This window comes from Brenneria roseae subsp. roseae (assembly GCF_003115845.1).
GTDB lineage: Bacteria > Pseudomonadota > Gammaproteobacteria > Enterobacterales > Enterobacteriaceae > Brenneria > Brenneria roseae.
Map to the genome: position 1 here is coordinate 191,965 of NZ_KZ819026.1, position 15,440 is coordinate 207,404.

Genomic DNA, 15,440 nt, shown 5'->3' on the forward strand with positions numbered 1-15,440 from the left:
AATCAGCTTTGTTGAGATGCCAACAGCCTGTTGATAAACCAATGGGCTGCTGGCAACGTTCTGAATATGGAATTGTCGGGGCTTTTGCTGTCAGCGATGGCGCTGAAGCGCCTTTTACGCTTCGCCTGGATTAAAGTTGCTTTTGCCAACGGGAAGTTCGCGCGGACGTCCTTCTTCATCAACAGCCACATAGGTGAATAGCGCTTCCGTTGCCCGGTAGCGTTGACCAATGGGCTCCGATGACACTTTTTTCACCCAGACTTCGACATTGACATTAATGGAAGTGCGTCCGGTATGCAGGCAGCGGGCGTAGCAGCACACCACATCACCAACCGCGACCGGCTTTAAAAACGACATTCCATCCACCCGGACGGTAACCACACGGCCTTCCGCAATTTCTTTCGCTAAAATGGCGCCACCGATGTCCATTTGCGACATCAACCAGCCGCCAAAAATATCCCCATTCGCATTGGTGTCTGCGGGCATCGCCAGTGTACGAAGTACCAGTTCGCCCTGAGGTAACACGTCTTGTTTGCTCATATGTTATCAATCAATTTGGTTGAATTTATAAAGTCACTGCGTGTTTATCAAACGGGCACCATCTTTATCATTGCCATGACAAACGCATTGTTTTTCCTGCGCTTGAAGTCGACAGGGCCGGTTAATGCTTGCCTTCTTTTTCTTCTGACTTTTCCTCGTCACCAGGCAAGTGCCGGTAAATGTAAATGCCGCAGAGTAACGTAAACAGCAGGGTAAATCCTGTCAGGCCAAAGACCTTAAAGTTAACCCACACACTTTGTGGCATCCAGAACGCAATATAAATGTTTAATAATCCACATACCAGAAAGAACAGGGCCCAGGATAGGTTAAGTTTTTCCCACACGGTTTCTGGCAGGGTCAGCTCTTTCCCCAGCATTTTCTGGATCAGCGTTTTCTTCATGACGAACTGGCTTACCAACAGGGCGATGGCAAACAAGGCATAAATAATGGTGACTTTCCATTTAATGAACTGATCGTTATGGAATACCAGGGTCAATGTCCCGAAAATGGCGACCATCACAAAGGTGACCAGCGTCATTTTTTCTATTTTACGATATGCAAACCAGGTTACGACCAGCGCAAGGGCAGTTGCCGCGATCAAGGCGCCTGAAGCGATATAGATGTCGTACAGTTTGTAAACAACAAAAAAAACGACCAGCGGAAGAAAATCAAGAAGTTGCTTCATTATGTCAATCCGTCACTCAATAATGTATTGGTGATGACCTGACGGCCATCTGATAACTAAGCCATTATCCTTTATTGTGATGCACTGTTCCCGAGATATCGTAATAATTTGCAGAAAATTACGATTGAGCATTCTGTCAGTAAGGAGCATCAGGGGAAAAGCGTGCCGCAGAGTGCGCAGCACGCCGTTGCATCAAGAACGCAGCAGCATATACAGACGGAACAGATAGATCAGCAGGACAGCAGAAACCAGATTGCTCAGTCCGTTTAAGATCACCGCGGTCACCGTGGGAGAAAACATGGGCAGTTTGGTCACCAACAGCAAAATGGAAATTTTGGTCAATAACCAAAGGATCACCGCCGGCGCCGTGATTTTAAAGTTGTTGTAGGCCAGTCTGGCGCTGATTTTAATTGAACTGAATGCGCCTCGTTTCTCCGTTACGGCGATAACGGGCGACAAACTTAGCGCAATGGCCAGCAGGACGCCGGGAATGACTAAAAACAGCATGCCCAGTTGAATCAGCAGCGTGCAGAGGAGAATCAACAGGAACAAACGGGGCAAAACGGGAGCGGAAGCGCCAATGGCGCGCAGTGCGCTGGTAGGGGTTCCTGCGGATACCATCTGAATCAGCATCAGAATACCGCCAGTAAGCAGCGCGTTACCGATAAGGGCAGAAAATGTGCCCGCCGCTGACATTTTCAGCAGTACGGTCTGCTGTTCCGGCGTCATTTGCTGGATCAAGTCCATCATCCCCAGTTCTACAGAGGAAGACAGATCGTTACCTGCGTTCTGCAATATCTGTAAATCTTCGCTGCCTGGGGACATGGCATGATTCATGATGACAGTAATGAACGCCGTCAGCAGAGCCATCAGTAAAATGCTGATGAACTGGTTGCGTGTAAAATTCATTGTGTCACGGTACAAAGTGTTAGCCGTGATAGGCATGCAAACTCCTTGAGGTAAAATGATCAATCAGACTCAGCCGTTGATTGTAACCTGTTACGCCAAACTGTGGCACCCCGTCCACTCTGTGACTGCGTCATTTATTGCCATTATCTTGCGCCGGAACAGCCAACGCTGTCGCCAATGGCGGTAATCCATAATGCGCCCGCGCCCGATCACAAGCGTCATTGATCTGTCCATTTTCCCTGGATTGCATGAACTCCCGACAGGGGGAAGGCCGATCGGCGTAAATAGAACAACTGACGGATTCGCCAATTTTTCCCTCTAACGCCGCACAACGTGGTTTTTTACTATTGGTTCCTTCCATGCAGCGCAGGAAAGGGGAAAGTGGTTCAGTGAGTAATGAGGGGACAGAGCCTCCGCCATCATCGGCTTCAGCCCAGTAAAAAGACACCCTGAAATAGGCGCAACAGGCGCCACAATGCATACAGGTGTTGTCGTTCATTTGATTTTAACTACCGCCCTTAACCGGTATTGAATCATGTTGGTGAGAATAAAAATCTACCGCCTGAATTGGACAATTGGGAGTGTAATTTGCGAGAAGCGCATTTTATGCACTTATTGTTGATTTTTGATTCAGATCAATTCTTTCATTTTTAATAAGTTAGCGATAGTTGATGAATTTCGTTTTTTGTAAAAAACCTTTTAAAGATGTGATCTGGCTTAAAACAAGAATACCCATAGAGAGGTATATTTCGCTCGAAATTTAAACCATACAAAGGGAGTGGGTAATGAAAAAGGCGTCTTTCTTATTACTGGCGGCAGCACTGGTGCCATCATTCGTGCAGGCTCATCAGGCTGGTGATGTCATTGTTCGTGCAGGGTCCGCAACTGTGCGTCCGGTGGAAGGGTCTGACAATGTATTGGGAAGTCTGGGATCGTTTAAAGTTGATAACAATACCCAGCTTGGTTTAACGTTCAGTTACATGGTGACTGACAATATCGGAGTGGAGTTACTGGCGGCGACACCGTTTAATCATCGGGTTGGGCTGGACAGCCTTGGCGGGACCATTGCCGAAGTGAACCATCTGCCCCCATCGCTGGTCGCACAATACTATTTCGGTGACAAGGCCGACAAGCTTCGTCCTTACCTTGGGGTCGGGGTGAACTATACTATGTTTTATGATGAAAAATTCAATCAACGCGGGAAAGACGTCGGGCTGAGCGATCTGAGCCTGAAGAATTCCTGGGGATTGGCGGCGCAGGCAGGGTTGGATTACAACCTGGATGAAAACTGGTTGATTAACGCCTCGTTGTGGTGGATGGATATTGATACGGATGTGAAGTTCAAACTGAACGGTGAACAGCACAGCGTCAGTACCCGGTTGGATCCGTGGGTCTTTATGTTTGGCGTAGGATATCGGTTCTGATTATTTATAAACGGGCAACGTTATGTTTCTATCTTGCCCGTCTTATTTTTTTATTCGATAACAAACCATAAAAAACGGCGGATTCTTATCCGCCGTTTTTGCAGACAGGCAATAACAAACCAATATACCGCACCATGAGATACGCGCCATACCGCAAAGAAACGATATGGCGCCAGGAGAGGTTACTTTCAGTGCTTACGAACGCGTCGCGGCTTTCATTTCGCTGACAAAAGCGTGTAACTGCGACAGCATTTCAGCAGGTTGATGCTGGTTTTTCTCGATGATCCGCACCACCGCGGAGCCGGAAATGGCACCGGCGGCGCCAGCAGAGAGCGATTCACGAACCTGAGAAGGTTCAGAGATCCCAAATCCCTGAAGGGGCGGCGCGGCATTATACTCGCGCAATTTAGTGACGAGGTGGTGCAGCGGCAATTGCGCCCGTTTTTCCGCGCCCGTCACGCCGGCACGGGATAACAGATAAGTATAACCCCGGCCATAGGAGGCTATTTCGCGTAGCAAATCGTCATCGGCGTTAGGCGGGCAGATAAAGATCGGCGCGATACCATGACGTTGAGCCGCCGCACGGAAAGGCGCCGACTCTTCCACCGGAACATCGGCAACCAGAACAGAATCAACGCCGACTTCGGCGCAACGCTGATAAAACGCATCAATACCGTTACTGAATACCAGATTGGCGTACATCAGCAGACCGATAGGCACATCCGGGTATTTCTGCCGGATTGCGGCCAACATCTCAAAACAGTGGCCTGGTGTTACACCGGCGGCAAAAGCGCGGAGCGTGGCATCCTGAATGGTTGGACCGTCTGCCAGCGGGTCCGAGAAAGGAACCCCCAGCTCTAACGCATCGGCGCCAGCCGCAATCAACGTATCGATAATTTTCAGTGATTGCTCGGGTGATGGATCGCCCAGCGTAACAAAGGGGACAAACGCGCCTTCTTTGTTATCAGACAGACGTTTGAATAGATGTTGATAGCGCTCCATTAAATTTCTCCCCGGTCTTTCAGAATATCGTGAACGGTAAATATGTCTTTATCGCCGCGGCCAGACAGGTTGACCACCAGTATTTGTTCTTTCTCCGGCTCTTCTTTGATCATCTTAAGCGCGTAGGCCAGCGCGTGCGCCGATTCCAGTGCCGGAATAATCCCTTCCTGGCGAGAAAGCGCTTTAAAGGCATCCAGCGCTTCATCATCGGTGATCGAAACATAATCAGCGCGGCCAATACTGTTCAGATAAGCGTGCTGCGGCCCTACGGAAGGGAAATCCAGACCGGCGGACAGGGAATAAGATTCTTCAATCTGTCCGTCCGAGGTTTGCATCATGGGAGATTTCATACCGAAGTAGATCCCCACGCGCCCATGTTTCAACGGCGCCCCGTGTTGTCCCGTTTCAATGCCGAGGCCGGCGGGTTCGACGCCAATCAACCGCACCGACGCATCATCAATGAAGTCGGCAAACATGCCAATGGCGTTGGAGCCGCCACCCACGCACGCCAGAACAGCATCCGGCAGCCGGCCTTCTTTTTCCTGCATCTGGGCTTTGGTTTCTTCGCCGATCATCCGCTGGAATTCACGTACGATGGTCGGATAAGGGTGCGGGCCGGCCGCCGTTCCCAGCAGGTAATGGGAATTCTCATAGCTGCCAGACCAGTCGCGCAGCGCTTCGTTACAGGCATCCTTCAGCGTGGACGAACCGCTGTGTATGGGGATCACTTCGGCGCCCATCAAACGCATACGGAATACGTTGGGCGATTGGCGTTCAACGTCCTTGGCCCCCATATAAATGCGGCACTTCAACCCCAGCAGAGCACAGGCCAGCGCGGTAGCGACGCCATGCTGGCCGGCGCCGGTTTCAGCGATGATTTCGCTTTTACCCATACGTTTGGCCAACAGCGCCTGGCCCAGAACCTGGTTGGTTTTGTGCGCGCCGCCGTGCAGCAGATCTTCGCGCTTCAGATATAGCTTGGTGCGCGTTCCCGCCGTCAGGTTTTTGCATAGGGTCAAGGCCGTTGGCCGACCGGCATAGTTTTTCAGCAGATCGAGAAATTCAGCCTGAAAGTCAGGATCTTGCTGAGCGCTGACAAAAGCTTCTTCCAGTTGACGCAGCGCGGGGATGAGAATCTGCGGGACATACTGTCCGCCGAATTCACCAAAGTAAGGATTGAGTAACGTCATAATGTTCCTGTCTTTATACATTTAATAGTGATCGGTATCGTCGGCTTATATCGTGCGCAACGCCTTGAAAACAGCCGCAATCTTATTCGGATCTTTCTGTCCGGGCTGGCTTTCTACCCCGGAGTTAAAATCCAACCCTATACCGCCGAGCTGAGCTGCCCGTGAACAGTTTTCGGCATTCAATCCCCCGGCCAGCATGACATTGTCCAGCGACTCGCCATTGAGAACTGACCAGTCAAATGTTTGACCACTTCCGCCCTGAGCATTATCCAGCAAATAGCGATCGACATCCCGCAGGTTGCGAACGGGAAGTTCTCCATCCATGCTCAGCGCTTTCCAGATCTGGCAAGATGCGGGCAACTGCTGACGAAGTTGTGAAATGGTTTGTTGGTTTTCCCGCCCGTGTAGCTGGACGGCGGCTAACTTAAGCTGCCCGGCGATGTTGACAATCTGGTCAACGGGCGCATCGCGGAACACGCCGACATAGCGAAGCGGGGCGCCGGCGATCACTTTTTCAGCCTGTGACGGATCGACATGTCGCGGGGAGGTTTCCACAAATATCAGGCCGCCGTAAAGTGCTCCGGCACGATAAGCCGCCAGCGCATCTTCGGCGCGGGTGAGTCCGCAGACTTTGTTTTCACCCAGAATGACACGTCTTACGGCCATGGTCAGGTCGGGCTCGGACATTAATGAACTGCCGATCAGGAAACCATCGGCGAACTGGCTCAACTCACGAATTTGCGCATAGCGATTGATACCTGACTCGCTGATCACCGTCACGCCAGATGGCAGACGTGGCGCCAGTGTCCGGGTACGGTTGAGATCGATAGACAGATCGCGCAAATTTCGGTTGTTGATCCCGACCACGCGAGCTTCAAGCTGAATCGCTCTCTGTAACTCTTCTTCATTACTGACTTCGGTCAACACTCCCAGTTTCAGGCTATGCGCGACGTCGGACAACTGCCGATACCGATCGTCATCAAGCACCGATAGCATCAGCAAAATCGCATCGGCCTGATAGTAACGCGCCAGATAAATCTGGTAGGGTGAAATGATGAAATCCTTGCACAGTACCGGTTGTGACACCGCCGCGCTGACCAACGGCAGGAACGAAAAATCGCCCTGAAAATATTTCTCATCGGTCAGCACAGAAATGGCCGAGGCGTAGTCCTGATAAACCCGTGCAATGGCGACGGGGTCGAAATCATGACGAATCAGCCCTTTTGACGGTGAAGCTTTTTTACATTCCAGAATAAACGCCGGTTTATTATGTCGCAGAGCCTGATAAAAATCACGCTGACTTGGCACGATCTCATGCTGAAAAGTAGACAGCGGCTGTTTTTGCTGGCGCGCTTCAACCCATAAGGCTTTATCACGCACTATTTTATTCAGAACGGTTTCCTGCATGACTTCGTTATCCTCTGGCAGACAGGTCAATAACACGCTGATAAACCTGTCCACTATGTATGACTTCCAGCGCCTGTTGCGCATTCTGACGCAGATTCTCCTGCCCGAACAACCGCATTAATAATGCGACGTTGGCGGCGACGGCGGCGCCATGCGCGCGCTCGCCTTTACCTTGTAGCAGAGCGGCCAGAATGTCACGATTTTCTTCCGGGGTTCCGCCCTGCAATGACGATAGCGAATAGCTGTCCAGACCGAAATCCTTGTGCGTCAATTCGTAAGTTTCAATCTCGCCATTATTGAGTTCGGCAACCTGCGTTGGCGCATGAATGGCGACTTCATCCATCCCGCCGCCGTGAACCACGGCGGCACGTTGATAACCCAGCACACGCAGCGTTTCGGCGATAGGGCGAACCAGCGCCGGACTATAGACGCCGATCAGCGCCAGCGGCGGTCGGGCCGGATTGACCAGCGGGCCCAGTACATTGAATACCGTGCGGGTTTTCAACTGCTGACGTACCGGCGCCGCATGACGGAACCCCAGATGATATTGCGGGGCGAACAGAAAACAGACGCCTAAATCATCCAGTGCCTGGCGAGAGGTCTGCGCAGACATGTCGAGTTTGATGCCAAACGCCGCCAGCAAATCGGATGACCCTGAGCGGCTGGATACACTGCGGTTACCGTGTTTGGCCACTTTCAGACCGCAACTGGCCGCGACAAAAGCGCTGGCTGTTGAAATATTAATGCTGTTGGTGCCATCGCCCCCGGTGCCGACGATGTCGGCAAACAAATAATCCGGCCGGGGGAAAGGCTGGGCATCAGCCAGTAACGCCGCCGCCGCGCCCGCGATCTCATCAGGGTGTTCGCCACGAACTTTCATACTGATTAACGCCGCGGCCAATTGGCTGGCTTCCAGTTCACCGTGAATAACCGCGGTAAACAGGTCCTGGCTTTCCTGGCGGCTGATGTTTTCAGCCCGGTATAATTTTTCCAGTGTGTTTTGCAAGGGGAAAGTATTTTGCATGATAGCGGTCTTCCTTAAGCCAAAGCCCAGTTCAGCGTTTGTTCGAGCAGACGCGCGCCGTGGGTGGTTAAAATTGATTCAGGATGAAATTGGAAACCACAAACGCGGTCGGCATCATTCCGCACGGCCATGACCATGTTATTGAAACGCGCGTTGACTGTCAGCGTTGAGGGAATATTGCTGCCAACCAGCGAGTGATAGCGGGCGACCGGCAGAGGCGATGGTAATCCGTTGAACATGCCTAATCCGTCATGATCGATAGCGGAAGCTTTGCCATGCAGAATTTCCCCGGCCTGGCCGACGTGGCCGCCATAGGCTTCAACAATGGCCTGATGACCGAGGCAGATGCCGATAATCGGCAATCTGCCGCGCAGACGTTGCAGCAGTTGCGGCATACAGCCTGCGTCTGCCGGGGTGCCGGGGCCGGGGGAAAGCATCAGCACGGGTTTTTCCATTTGCTGTAGGCGTTCAATAATGACCTCGGCAGGTATCTGGTTGCGGTAAATCACCACATTGTGTCCGCTGGCGCGCAACTGATCCACCAGGTTGTAGGTAAAGGAGTCGATATTATCGAGCAGTAGGATATCGGCCATTAGAACATCTCCTTTGCATTATGCGCGCTGGCAATGGCCCGCAGGACCGCCCGGGCTTTATTACGTGTTTCATCGGCTTCCGCCTGTGGATTCGAGTCGAGAACGACCCCGGCGCCCGCCTGAACGGTGGCGATGCCATCTTCAACGTAGGCGGAGCGGATAACGATGCAGGTATCCAAATCGCCATGCGCGGTGAAATAACCAACGGCGCCGCCATAGCTGCCGCGACGGGTTTTCTCGCTCCCGGCGATCAACTGCATGGCGCGGACTTTCGGCGCGCCGCTTAGCGTCCCCATGTTCATACAGGCACGGTAGGCGTGCAGCACGTCCAAATCTTCCCGTAGCGTACCGACGACGCGGGAAACCAGATGCATAACGAAGGAATAACGATCCACTTTGGTCAGATCGGCGACGTAACGGCTGCCTGGATGACAGATTCGCGCCAGATCGTTGCGCGCTAAATCGACCAGCATCAGGTGTTCCGCCAATTCTTTATGATCGGTGCGCATTTCCAGTTCAATACGGCTGTCGAGATCGCGATCCAGTGAACCATCCGCACGACGACCGCGAGGACGCGTGCCTGCAATCGGGTAAATTTCAATCTGGCGGCTGTCCGCATCATATTTCAATGAGCTTTCCGGCGAGGCGCCGAACAGGGTGAAGTCCTGATCCTGCATAAAAAACATATACGGGCTGGGATTATTGTCTTTCAGTGTTTGATAGGCCGCCAGCGGGGAGGGGCAGGGTAATGAGAAGCGTCGTGACGGCACTACCTGGAAAATTTCACCAATGCGGATAGCCTGTTGCATCTGGCTGACGACTTCGCCAAAGGCTTCGTCGCTCTGATTACAGTTCAACGTCATACTTTCAATTGACTGGCACGGCAGCGCCGGTGCCGGGTGAGTCAACTGCTGCTGCAACTGTTCCAGACGGTGTTGCAGGCGTTGGCGTTCAGCATTATCCGGCGTAAACAGGCTAGCCTGTAGTTTGGTGACATGTTGTTGATGGTCGAGAATCAATAACGTTTCCGCCAGATAGAAACAGAAGTCCGGGCAGCGTTGTTGCTGACTCAGCGCCGGCAGCGATTCAAAACCGGCGACCAGGTCGTATGCAAACAGTCCGCCGAGAAACATCGCTTCCCGCTCGTCTTTAGGACAATCGACCAACGTCAGAATCTGACGTAAGGCATCAAAGACGGACAATGAACGCAGTCGCGCATCTTCATCCTGAAGCGTATCGGCTTCGGGAAATGTCAGTTCTCGTCCGTTCGGATGTGGTTCATTACGAATGTCGGCGGGTAGCGCGGCATCCAGCAAAGGAAGCAAGGCTGCGCCGTTTGCCGTCAGCGCCTGTACTGAAACCAACGGGCCCAGTGCGGTAATACGCAAGGCGCTATCGACGATTAACAGGCTTTGCAGATTTTCTTTGCTGTCAATTTCTGCGGATTCCAGCAGCAGCGTCGATGGTCTGGCGCCGCACAGCTGATGGAAAATGGCGCTGGGGTCGTTTCGATACACGGCCTCGGTACGCAGCAGTTCCAGTGTTGGTTTTGTTGTTTGCATTATTGCTACCTGTATCAATGTGTCCATAAAAAACACTCGGGGGTTTTTCAACGTCGCTTGCGACGGCCCAAAGGGTGATGGATAAATAGCCCGTATAAAAAAAGCCCGCTGGATAAGCGGGCCTGGGAATATCTGCATGTCGTGATAATAGCTATGCGTGATTACTCCACCCGCGACAGGGAAGAGCGCCACCAACCAAGTTTCATCGTCTTTTGCATAGTCATTATCATCATCTCACGATCTGTGTGCTGAGCTTGCGTACTAGTTAACTGGTTCGCGTGGCAAAAGTCAACAACAGGAATAACATTATTTTATTGGACCGGGCAATAGTTTGGTTAGCCGCGTAGCGGTCGTCGAGGAAATGAATCTTATTTACCCTTTTACGCAGGTTAATGGCATCATGCCGTCTTGGCGTTTGTTGACCCGATTAGATATCAGGAAAAATTTGCCATCGGTTTCTGCCTGCTTAAGCGGGTGATGAACGTACTCCGCCAGTCATGGATATATTTGTGCCAGAAGAATCTCAATCAATTTTGTCATCGTTTCCGCTCTATGACCTGCATAGCCATACTACTGCGTCAGACGGTTTATTGACGCCTTCCGAACTGGTCGCCCGTGCCGTCGCGATGCGTGTGAATGTTCTGGCTATTACCGATCACGATACCACCACCGGACTGGCGGAGGCCCGGCGGTCTATTGATAACCACCGATTGCCGCTGCGGCTTGTTGCCGGCGTGGAGATTTCCACGCTGTGGGAAAACCATGAAATTCATATCGTGGGACTGGGGATGGATGTTGATCACCCGGCTCTGTGTGCGCTTTTACAGCAGCAGGGGCAGTCAAGGCTGGCACGGGCAGAGCAAATTGCTATCCGGCTGGAAAAAGCCCGCATCCCTGATGCGTTTGCCGGTGCCTGCCGGTTGGCGCCGGGCGGTCAGATCACCCGCGCGCATTTTGCCCGCTATCTGGTTGAGCTTGGTGTTGCACCGAATATCAATCAGGTATTCAAAAAATATCTGGCGAAAGGGAAAACCGGTTACGTTCCGCCACAGTGGTGTACAATAAAGCAAGCGATTGATGCCATTCATCAATCTGGTGGTGTTGCGGTGTTGGCCCACCCAGGGCGTTACGACCTGACGGCCAAATGGCTGAAGCGTCTGTTAAGTACATTTGCCGAGAATGGCGGGCAGGCCATGGAAGTGGCGCAATGCCAGCAGGCGCCGGATGAACGTACCCAGCTTGCTCGTTATGCCAGAGATTTTCATCTGATGGGGTCGCAAGGGTCTGATTTCCATCAACCTTGCGCCTGGATTGAGCTAGGGCGGAAATTGTGGCTGCCTGCCGATGTTGAGCCCGTCTGGCAACACCCGGCTTTGGCGCAGTAACGGCGACGATCGAATGTGAGTCATTATCCCATAACCGGCTTGGCAACCACGCGTAAATAACGTGTTGGAATAATCATGCCCTAAAATAACCAGCACCATAACGATCCAATATTTGTACGACTACGCGGGGCGCTGAAGGCGTACACCGGTATTTCAGAAGCACGAGGTAGTGTCATGAGTCAGTTTTTCTATATCCATCCGCAGAATCCACAACCGCGATTGATTACGCAATCCGTGGATTTTCTGCATAAAGGTGGAGTCATTGTCTATCCCACCGATTCCGGTTATGCACTGGGATGTATGCTGGGCGACAAGAACGCGATGGAGCGTATCTGCCGAATCCGCTCACTGGACAGCAACCACAACTTTACATTGATGTGCCGCGATCTGTCTGAGCTGTCGACTTATGCCTATGTTGATAATGCCGCATTTCGCCTGATTAAAAACAATACGCCGGGCAACTACACCTTCATTCTGAAGGCGACCAAAGAGGTTCCCCGCCGCCTGATGAATGAAAAGCGCAAGACGATTGGGTTGCGCGTGCCGTCCAATCCCATTGCGCTGTCATTGCTGGCCGCACTGAATGAGCCGCTTATGTCTACCACGCTGATGTTGCCGGGCAATGATTTTGCCGAATCCGATCCGGAAGAAATTCAGGACACGCTGGGCAAACAGGTGGATTTGATCATTCACGGCGGTTTTCTTGGGCAGCAGCCAACCACCGTGATTGATTTAACCGAGTCGTCGCCGCAGATTGTCCGTGAAGGCACCGGGGATGTGACGCCGTTTCAGTAATCGTTAACTCATCATCGGGCTGATTGATGGAGGGATAGCGACAACATCCCGTTGCTGGAATGCCGCGTTGCTCTGTCCGCCCAACAATAACAATTAGGATACAAATGGCGCGAATCTCTGTATAATCGCGCCAGCATTTTTTATGACATCTTATTTTCACATAACTCACTGAATTATAATAGTGAGTTATGTTCCCCCCGACGCCTGGGAAGGCGACACTCAGAGGTTGCTCGATGAGCGAAAAGCTACAGAAAGTACTGGCGCGCGCAGGTCACGGTTCGCGTCGTGAAATTGAAGGTATCATCCAGGCAGGACGCGTTAGCGTTGACGGCAAAATTGCCACGCTGGGTGACCGTGTTGAAGTGACAAAAGCCACCAAAATCCGTATTGACGGCCACGTGGTTTCCGTCAAGGAAACCGAAGAAGCGGTTTGCCGTGTGCTTATCTATTATAAACCGGAAGGTGAACTGTGTACGCGCAGCGATCCGGATGGTCGTCCTACCGTATTTGATCGTTTACCGAAAATCCACGGTTCTCGCTGGGTGGCCGTCGGTCGTCTGGACGTGAATACCTCGGGGCTATTGCTGTTTACCACCGATGGGGAACTGGCCAATCGCCTGATGCATCCCAGCCATGAAGTTGAACGTGAATATGCGGTGCGGGTATTCGGCGAAATCAATGATGAGAAGCTCAAACAGCTCAGCAAAGGCGTGCAGTTGGAAGATGGCCCGGCGTCGTTCCGCTCGATTCGTTATCAAGGCGGCGAGGGCCTTAACCAATGGTATAACGTGACGCTGACGGAAGGGCGCAACCGTGAAGTTCGCCGCCTGTGGGAGGCGGTCGATGTGCAGGTTAGCCGCCTGATCCGCGTGCGCTACGGCGACATTCAATTGCCTAAAGGGCTGCCGCGCGGCGGTTGGACTGAAATGACGCTGGACGATCTTAACTACCTGAGGGGATTGGTGCAATTGCCGCCAGAGACCGTGACCAAACTGCCGGTTGAGCGGGAGCGTCGTCGGGTAAAAGCCAATCAGATTCGTCGTGCGGTAAAACGCCACAGCCAGATTAATTCGACGCCGGCAAGACGCTCGTCGCCGAAACCCAAACGTAACGGCTAATATCCACTCGTTGACGTTCACCAGGGAGGTTCCCGTGCAGGGGACATCTCTGGCGAGATGGCGTGATCCCTGCGCCCTGGAATCACATAAAACGCCATTTACCAGTCTATACCTTGCTGTGCTTGGATTCCCGCTTCAAACGCATGTTTGACCGGGCGCATTTCGGTCACGGTATCGGCTATCTCCAGTAAATCCCGGTGACAGCCGCGTCCGGTGATTATCACCGTTTGTCCGGCAGGGCGCTGGTTCAGCGCGTTAATTACGTCATCCAGCGCCAGATAACCGTAGCTGACCATGTAAGTCAGCTCATCCAGCACCACCAGATCCAACTGTGGATCGGCGAGCATTCGCTTACCGTGCTGCCAGACTTTCACTGCCGCATCGGTGTCAGTCTGGCGATTCTGGGTTTCCCAGGTAAAGCCGGTCGCCATAACCTGAAATTCCACACCGTGCTTTTGCAGCAGATTTTTTTCGCCATTTGGCCATTCGCCTTTAATAAACTGAATAACGCCTGCGCGTAAGTTGTGCCCGACGGCGCGCGTAACCGTACCAAAAGCAGCGGTGGTTTTCCCTTTGCCATTCCCTGTAAAAATGATCAGAATGCCGCGTATGTCATTGGCCGCGGCAATACGGGCATCTACACGTTCTTTAATGCGTTGCTGACGCTGTTGGTGACGTTCATCGCTCATCAGATATTCTCGATTGGTTAGTCGGCGGGGCCGGCTTTTCTGCCGGGTTGGGCGTCAAAGCTCATCCCGGTTTTCCGGCGGCTGTCATCACCCATTAAATAAAGGTACAGCGGCATGATATCCGCTGGGGTTTTCAGTTTATCCGGGTTTTCATCCGGGAAAGCGGAGGCTCGCATGGTGGTGCGCGTACCGCCGGGGTTGATGCAGTTCACCCGCAAATGGGTATGACGATATTCATCCGCAAGGACCTGCATCATGCCCTCGGTCGCAAATTTGGACACTGAGTAGGCTCCCCAGCCGGCACGTCCCTGGCGTCCTACGCTGGAGCTGGTGAAAACCAGTGACGCACTGGGAGACTTCAGTAATAACGGCAGCAGAGCTTGCGTCAGCATAAAGGCCGCATTGACGTTGACCTGCATGACCTGATGCCAGGTTTCGACGGATTGCTCCGCCATCGGCGCGATATCCCCAAGTAGTCCGGCGTTGTGCAGTACGCCATCCAAATGGGGAATGACACGGGCTAACTCGTTGGCAAGTTGGAAAAACTGTTCGGAATGGGCCGTTAACATGTCACAAACAATGATGTGGGCTTCTGTGCCATTTTCCTGAAAAATTTGCTGTTTCACGGCCTGAAGTTTGCTTTCTGTTCGGCCAAGCAGAACAAGGCGGGCGCCAAATCGGGCATAGGTGAGTGCCGCTTCGCGGCCGATACCGTCGCCTGCACCGGTGACCAAAATGATACGTTGTTGCAGCAAGTCGTTTTTAGGCTGGTAATGCACGGGGAATTCCTCTTACCGTGGCGGTGTTGATGCCACGTTTCAGATAACAGACCTGCCGGACACCATGATTTAGCGGTATGCCATCGCTGTACTGCCAGGGTATCCGGCTGAACAAAGACATCCAATGGGGATGAAGATAGAGGAGTTATGCCTTAAATAACGCGAGTTTTCAATGAGAGTGGCGCCATTTCTTATGGCGGGCTATCCTGCCCGTCACCCTCGCGGGCCGTCGCAAGCGACGTTGAAAAACGCGCCCGGCGTTTTTTTATGGCGGGGCCACTCTCGCGGGTGCGGTAAAAAGCAGCAGAAAGCATGGAAACGATGTGAATAACATCGCC

14 protein-coding genes, 1 pseudogene and 1 other annotated feature are annotated in these 15,440 nt (G+C 52.5%); of the genes and pseudogenes, 4 read left to right on the top strand and 11 right to left on the bottom strand.

All coding sequences use genetic code 11. The features are described from left to right. Positions 1 to 114: 114 nt before the first annotated feature. The 4 genes from yciA to DDT52_RS08675 all read right to left on the bottom strand — a co-directional run bounded on the left by yciA (position 115) and on the right by DDT52_RS08675 (position 2,633). Complete coding sequence (gene yciA / locus DDT52_RS08660) at positions 115 to 540, bottom strand: acyl-CoA thioester hydrolase YciA (RefSeq protein WP_109491342.1); 426 nt, start codon at positions 538 to 540, stop codon at positions 115 to 117. Positions 541 to 661: 121 nt separating this feature from the next. Further along, positions 662 to 1,225 carry a septation protein A gene (locus DDT52_RS08665; RefSeq protein WP_136155982.1) on the bottom strand — a complete coding sequence of 188 codons (564 nt, stop codon included), beginning with the start codon at positions 1,223 to 1,225 and terminating at the stop codon, positions 662 to 664. Positions 1,226 to 1,417: 192 nt separating this feature from the next. Beyond that, the gene (locus DDT52_RS08670; protein WP_136155983.1) at positions 1,418 to 2,170 is read right to left on the bottom strand and encodes a YciC family protein; all 753 of its coding nucleotides are present in this window, start codon (positions 2,168 to 2,170) and stop codon (positions 1,418 to 1,420) included. A gap of 94 nt (positions 2,171 to 2,264) precedes the next feature. After that, a complete protein-coding gene (locus DDT52_RS08675; RefSeq protein WP_136155984.1) occupies positions 2,265 to 2,633 on the bottom strand; it encodes a YkgJ family cysteine cluster protein in 369 nt (122 codons plus the stop codon). A gap of 286 nt (positions 2,634 to 2,919) precedes the next feature. On the opposite strand from DDT52_RS08675, the gene ompW reads away from it, so the two are divergent. Further along, entirely contained in the window at positions 2,920 to 3,558 is a 639-nt protein-coding gene (gene ompW / locus DDT52_RS08680; protein WP_136155985.1) for an outer membrane protein OmpW, read from the top strand. Positions 3,559 to 3,753: 195 nt separating this feature from the next. On the opposite strand, the gene trpA is transcribed toward ompW, so the two are convergent. From trpA to DDT52_RS08710, 5 genes and pseudogenes are all read right to left on the bottom strand, one after another. Continuing rightward, a complete protein-coding gene (trpA, locus tag DDT52_RS08685) occupies positions 3,754 to 4,560 on the bottom strand; it encodes a tryptophan synthase subunit alpha (protein ID WP_136155986.1) in 807 nt (268 codons plus the stop codon). Beyond that, on the bottom strand, positions 4,560 to 5,753 hold the full coding sequence (gene trpB / locus DDT52_RS08690) for a tryptophan synthase subunit beta (protein WP_210732696.1): 1,194 nt from the start codon (positions 5,751 to 5,753) through the stop codon (positions 4,560 to 4,562). The genes trpA and trpB overlap by 1 nt, the downstream gene beginning before the upstream one ends. A 42-nt stretch (positions 5,754 to 5,795) precedes the next feature. After that, positions 5,796 to 7,157 carry a bifunctional indole-3-glycerol-phosphate synthase TrpC/phosphoribosylanthranilate isomerase TrpF gene (trpCF, locus tag DDT52_RS08695; protein ID WP_136156083.1) on the bottom strand — a complete coding sequence of 454 codons (1,362 nt, stop codon included), beginning with the start codon at positions 7,155 to 7,157 and terminating at the stop codon, positions 5,796 to 5,798. A 7-nt stretch (positions 7,158 to 7,164) separates the two neighbouring features. Continuing rightward, positions 7,165 to 8,774 (bottom strand): annotated as a pseudogene (gene trpD / locus DDT52_RS21535) (bifunctional anthranilate synthase glutamate amidotransferase component TrpG/anthranilate phosphoribosyltransferase TrpD). After that, the gene (locus DDT52_RS08710; RefSeq protein WP_136155990.1) at positions 8,774 to 10,336 is read right to left on the bottom strand and encodes an anthranilate synthase component 1; all 1,563 of its coding nucleotides are present in this window, start codon (positions 10,334 to 10,336) and stop codon (positions 8,774 to 8,776) included. The pseudogene trpD and the gene DDT52_RS08710 overlap by 1 nt, the downstream one beginning before the upstream one ends. A 95-nt stretch (positions 10,337 to 10,431) precedes the next feature. Next, positions 10,432 to 10,536 (bottom strand) — a sequence feature (Trp leader region). Positions 10,537 to 10,845: 309 nt separating this feature from the next. On the opposite strand from DDT52_RS08710, the gene rnm reads away from it, so the two are divergent. The 3 genes from rnm (at position 10,846) to rluB (ending at position 13,634) form a co-directional block, all read left to right on the top strand. Next, the gene (gene rnm, locus DDT52_RS08715; RefSeq protein WP_136155991.1) at positions 10,846 to 11,721 is read left to right on the top strand and encodes an RNase RNM; all 876 of its coding nucleotides are present in this window, start codon (positions 10,846 to 10,848) and stop codon (positions 11,719 to 11,721) included. A 174-nt stretch (positions 11,722 to 11,895) separates the two neighbouring features. Beyond that, on the top strand, positions 11,896 to 12,516 hold the full coding sequence (locus DDT52_RS08720; protein ID WP_109054017.1) for an L-threonylcarbamoyladenylate synthase: 621 nt from the start codon (positions 11,896 to 11,898) through the stop codon (positions 12,514 to 12,516). A 233-nt stretch (positions 12,517 to 12,749) separates the two neighbouring features. Continuing rightward, positions 12,750 to 13,634, top strand: coding sequence for a 23S rRNA pseudouridine(2605) synthase RluB (gene rluB, locus DDT52_RS08725; RefSeq protein WP_136155992.1), 885 nt, complete (start codon positions 12,750 to 12,752; stop codon positions 13,632 to 13,634). 98 nt (positions 13,635 to 13,732) lie between these two features. On the opposite strand, the gene cobO is transcribed toward rluB, so the two are convergent. Further along, positions 13,733 to 14,323: a cob(I)yrinic acid a,c-diamide adenosyltransferase gene (gene cobO / locus DDT52_RS08730; RefSeq protein WP_136155993.1), complete on the bottom strand. Its 591-nt coding sequence runs from the start codon at positions 14,321 to 14,323 to the stop codon at positions 13,733 to 13,735. A gap of 17 nt (positions 14,324 to 14,340) precedes the next feature. Then, positions 14,341 to 15,102 (bottom strand): YciK family oxidoreductase, encoded by a 762-nt coding sequence (locus DDT52_RS08735; RefSeq protein WP_136155994.1) that lies wholly within the window; start codon positions 15,100 to 15,102, stop codon positions 14,341 to 14,343. Between the last annotated feature and the right edge of the window lie 338 nt (positions 15,103 to 15,440).

What these genes read in the sequence shown, in the direction of transcription:
- yciA (WP_109491342.1), bottom strand. Translation starts at nt 540, where the DNA reads ATGAGCAAACAAGACGTGTTACCTCAGGGCGAACTGGTACTTCGTACA.
- DDT52_RS08665 (WP_136155982.1), bottom strand. Translation starts at nt 1,225, where the DNA reads ATGAAGCAACTTCTTGATTTTCTTCCGCTGGTCGTTTTTTTTGTTGTT.
- DDT52_RS08670 (WP_136155983.1), bottom strand. Translation starts at nt 2,170, where the DNA reads ATGCCTATCACGGCTAACACTTTGTACCGTGACACAATGAATTTTACA.
- DDT52_RS08675 (WP_136155984.1), bottom strand. Translation starts at nt 2,633, where the DNA reads ATGAACGACAACACCTGTATGCATTGTGGCGCCTGTTGCGCCTATTTC.
- ompW (WP_136155985.1), top strand. Translation starts at nt 2,920, where the DNA reads ATGAAAAAGGCGTCTTTCTTATTACTGGCGGCAGCACTGGTGCCATCA.
- trpA (WP_136155986.1), bottom strand. Translation starts at nt 4,560, where the DNA reads ATGGAGCGCTATCAACATCTATTCAAACGTCTGTCTGATAACAAAGAA.
- trpCF (WP_136156083.1), bottom strand. Translation starts at nt 7,157, where the DNA reads ATGCAGGAAACCGTTCTGAATAAAATAGTGCGTGATAAAGCCTTATGG.
- DDT52_RS08710 (WP_136155990.1), bottom strand. Translation starts at nt 10,336, where the DNA reads ATGCAAACAACAAAACCAACACTGGAACTGCTGCGTACCGAGGCCGTG.
- DDT52_RS08720 (WP_109054017.1), top strand. Translation starts at nt 11,896, where the DNA reads ATGAGTCAGTTTTTCTATATCCATCCGCAGAATCCACAACCGCGATTG.
- rluB (WP_136155992.1), top strand. Translation starts at nt 12,750, where the DNA reads ATGAGCGAAAAGCTACAGAAAGTACTGGCGCGCGCAGGTCACGGTTCG.
- cobO (WP_136155993.1), bottom strand. Translation starts at nt 14,323, where the DNA reads ATGAGCGATGAACGTCACCAACAGCGTCAGCAACGCATTAAAGAACGT.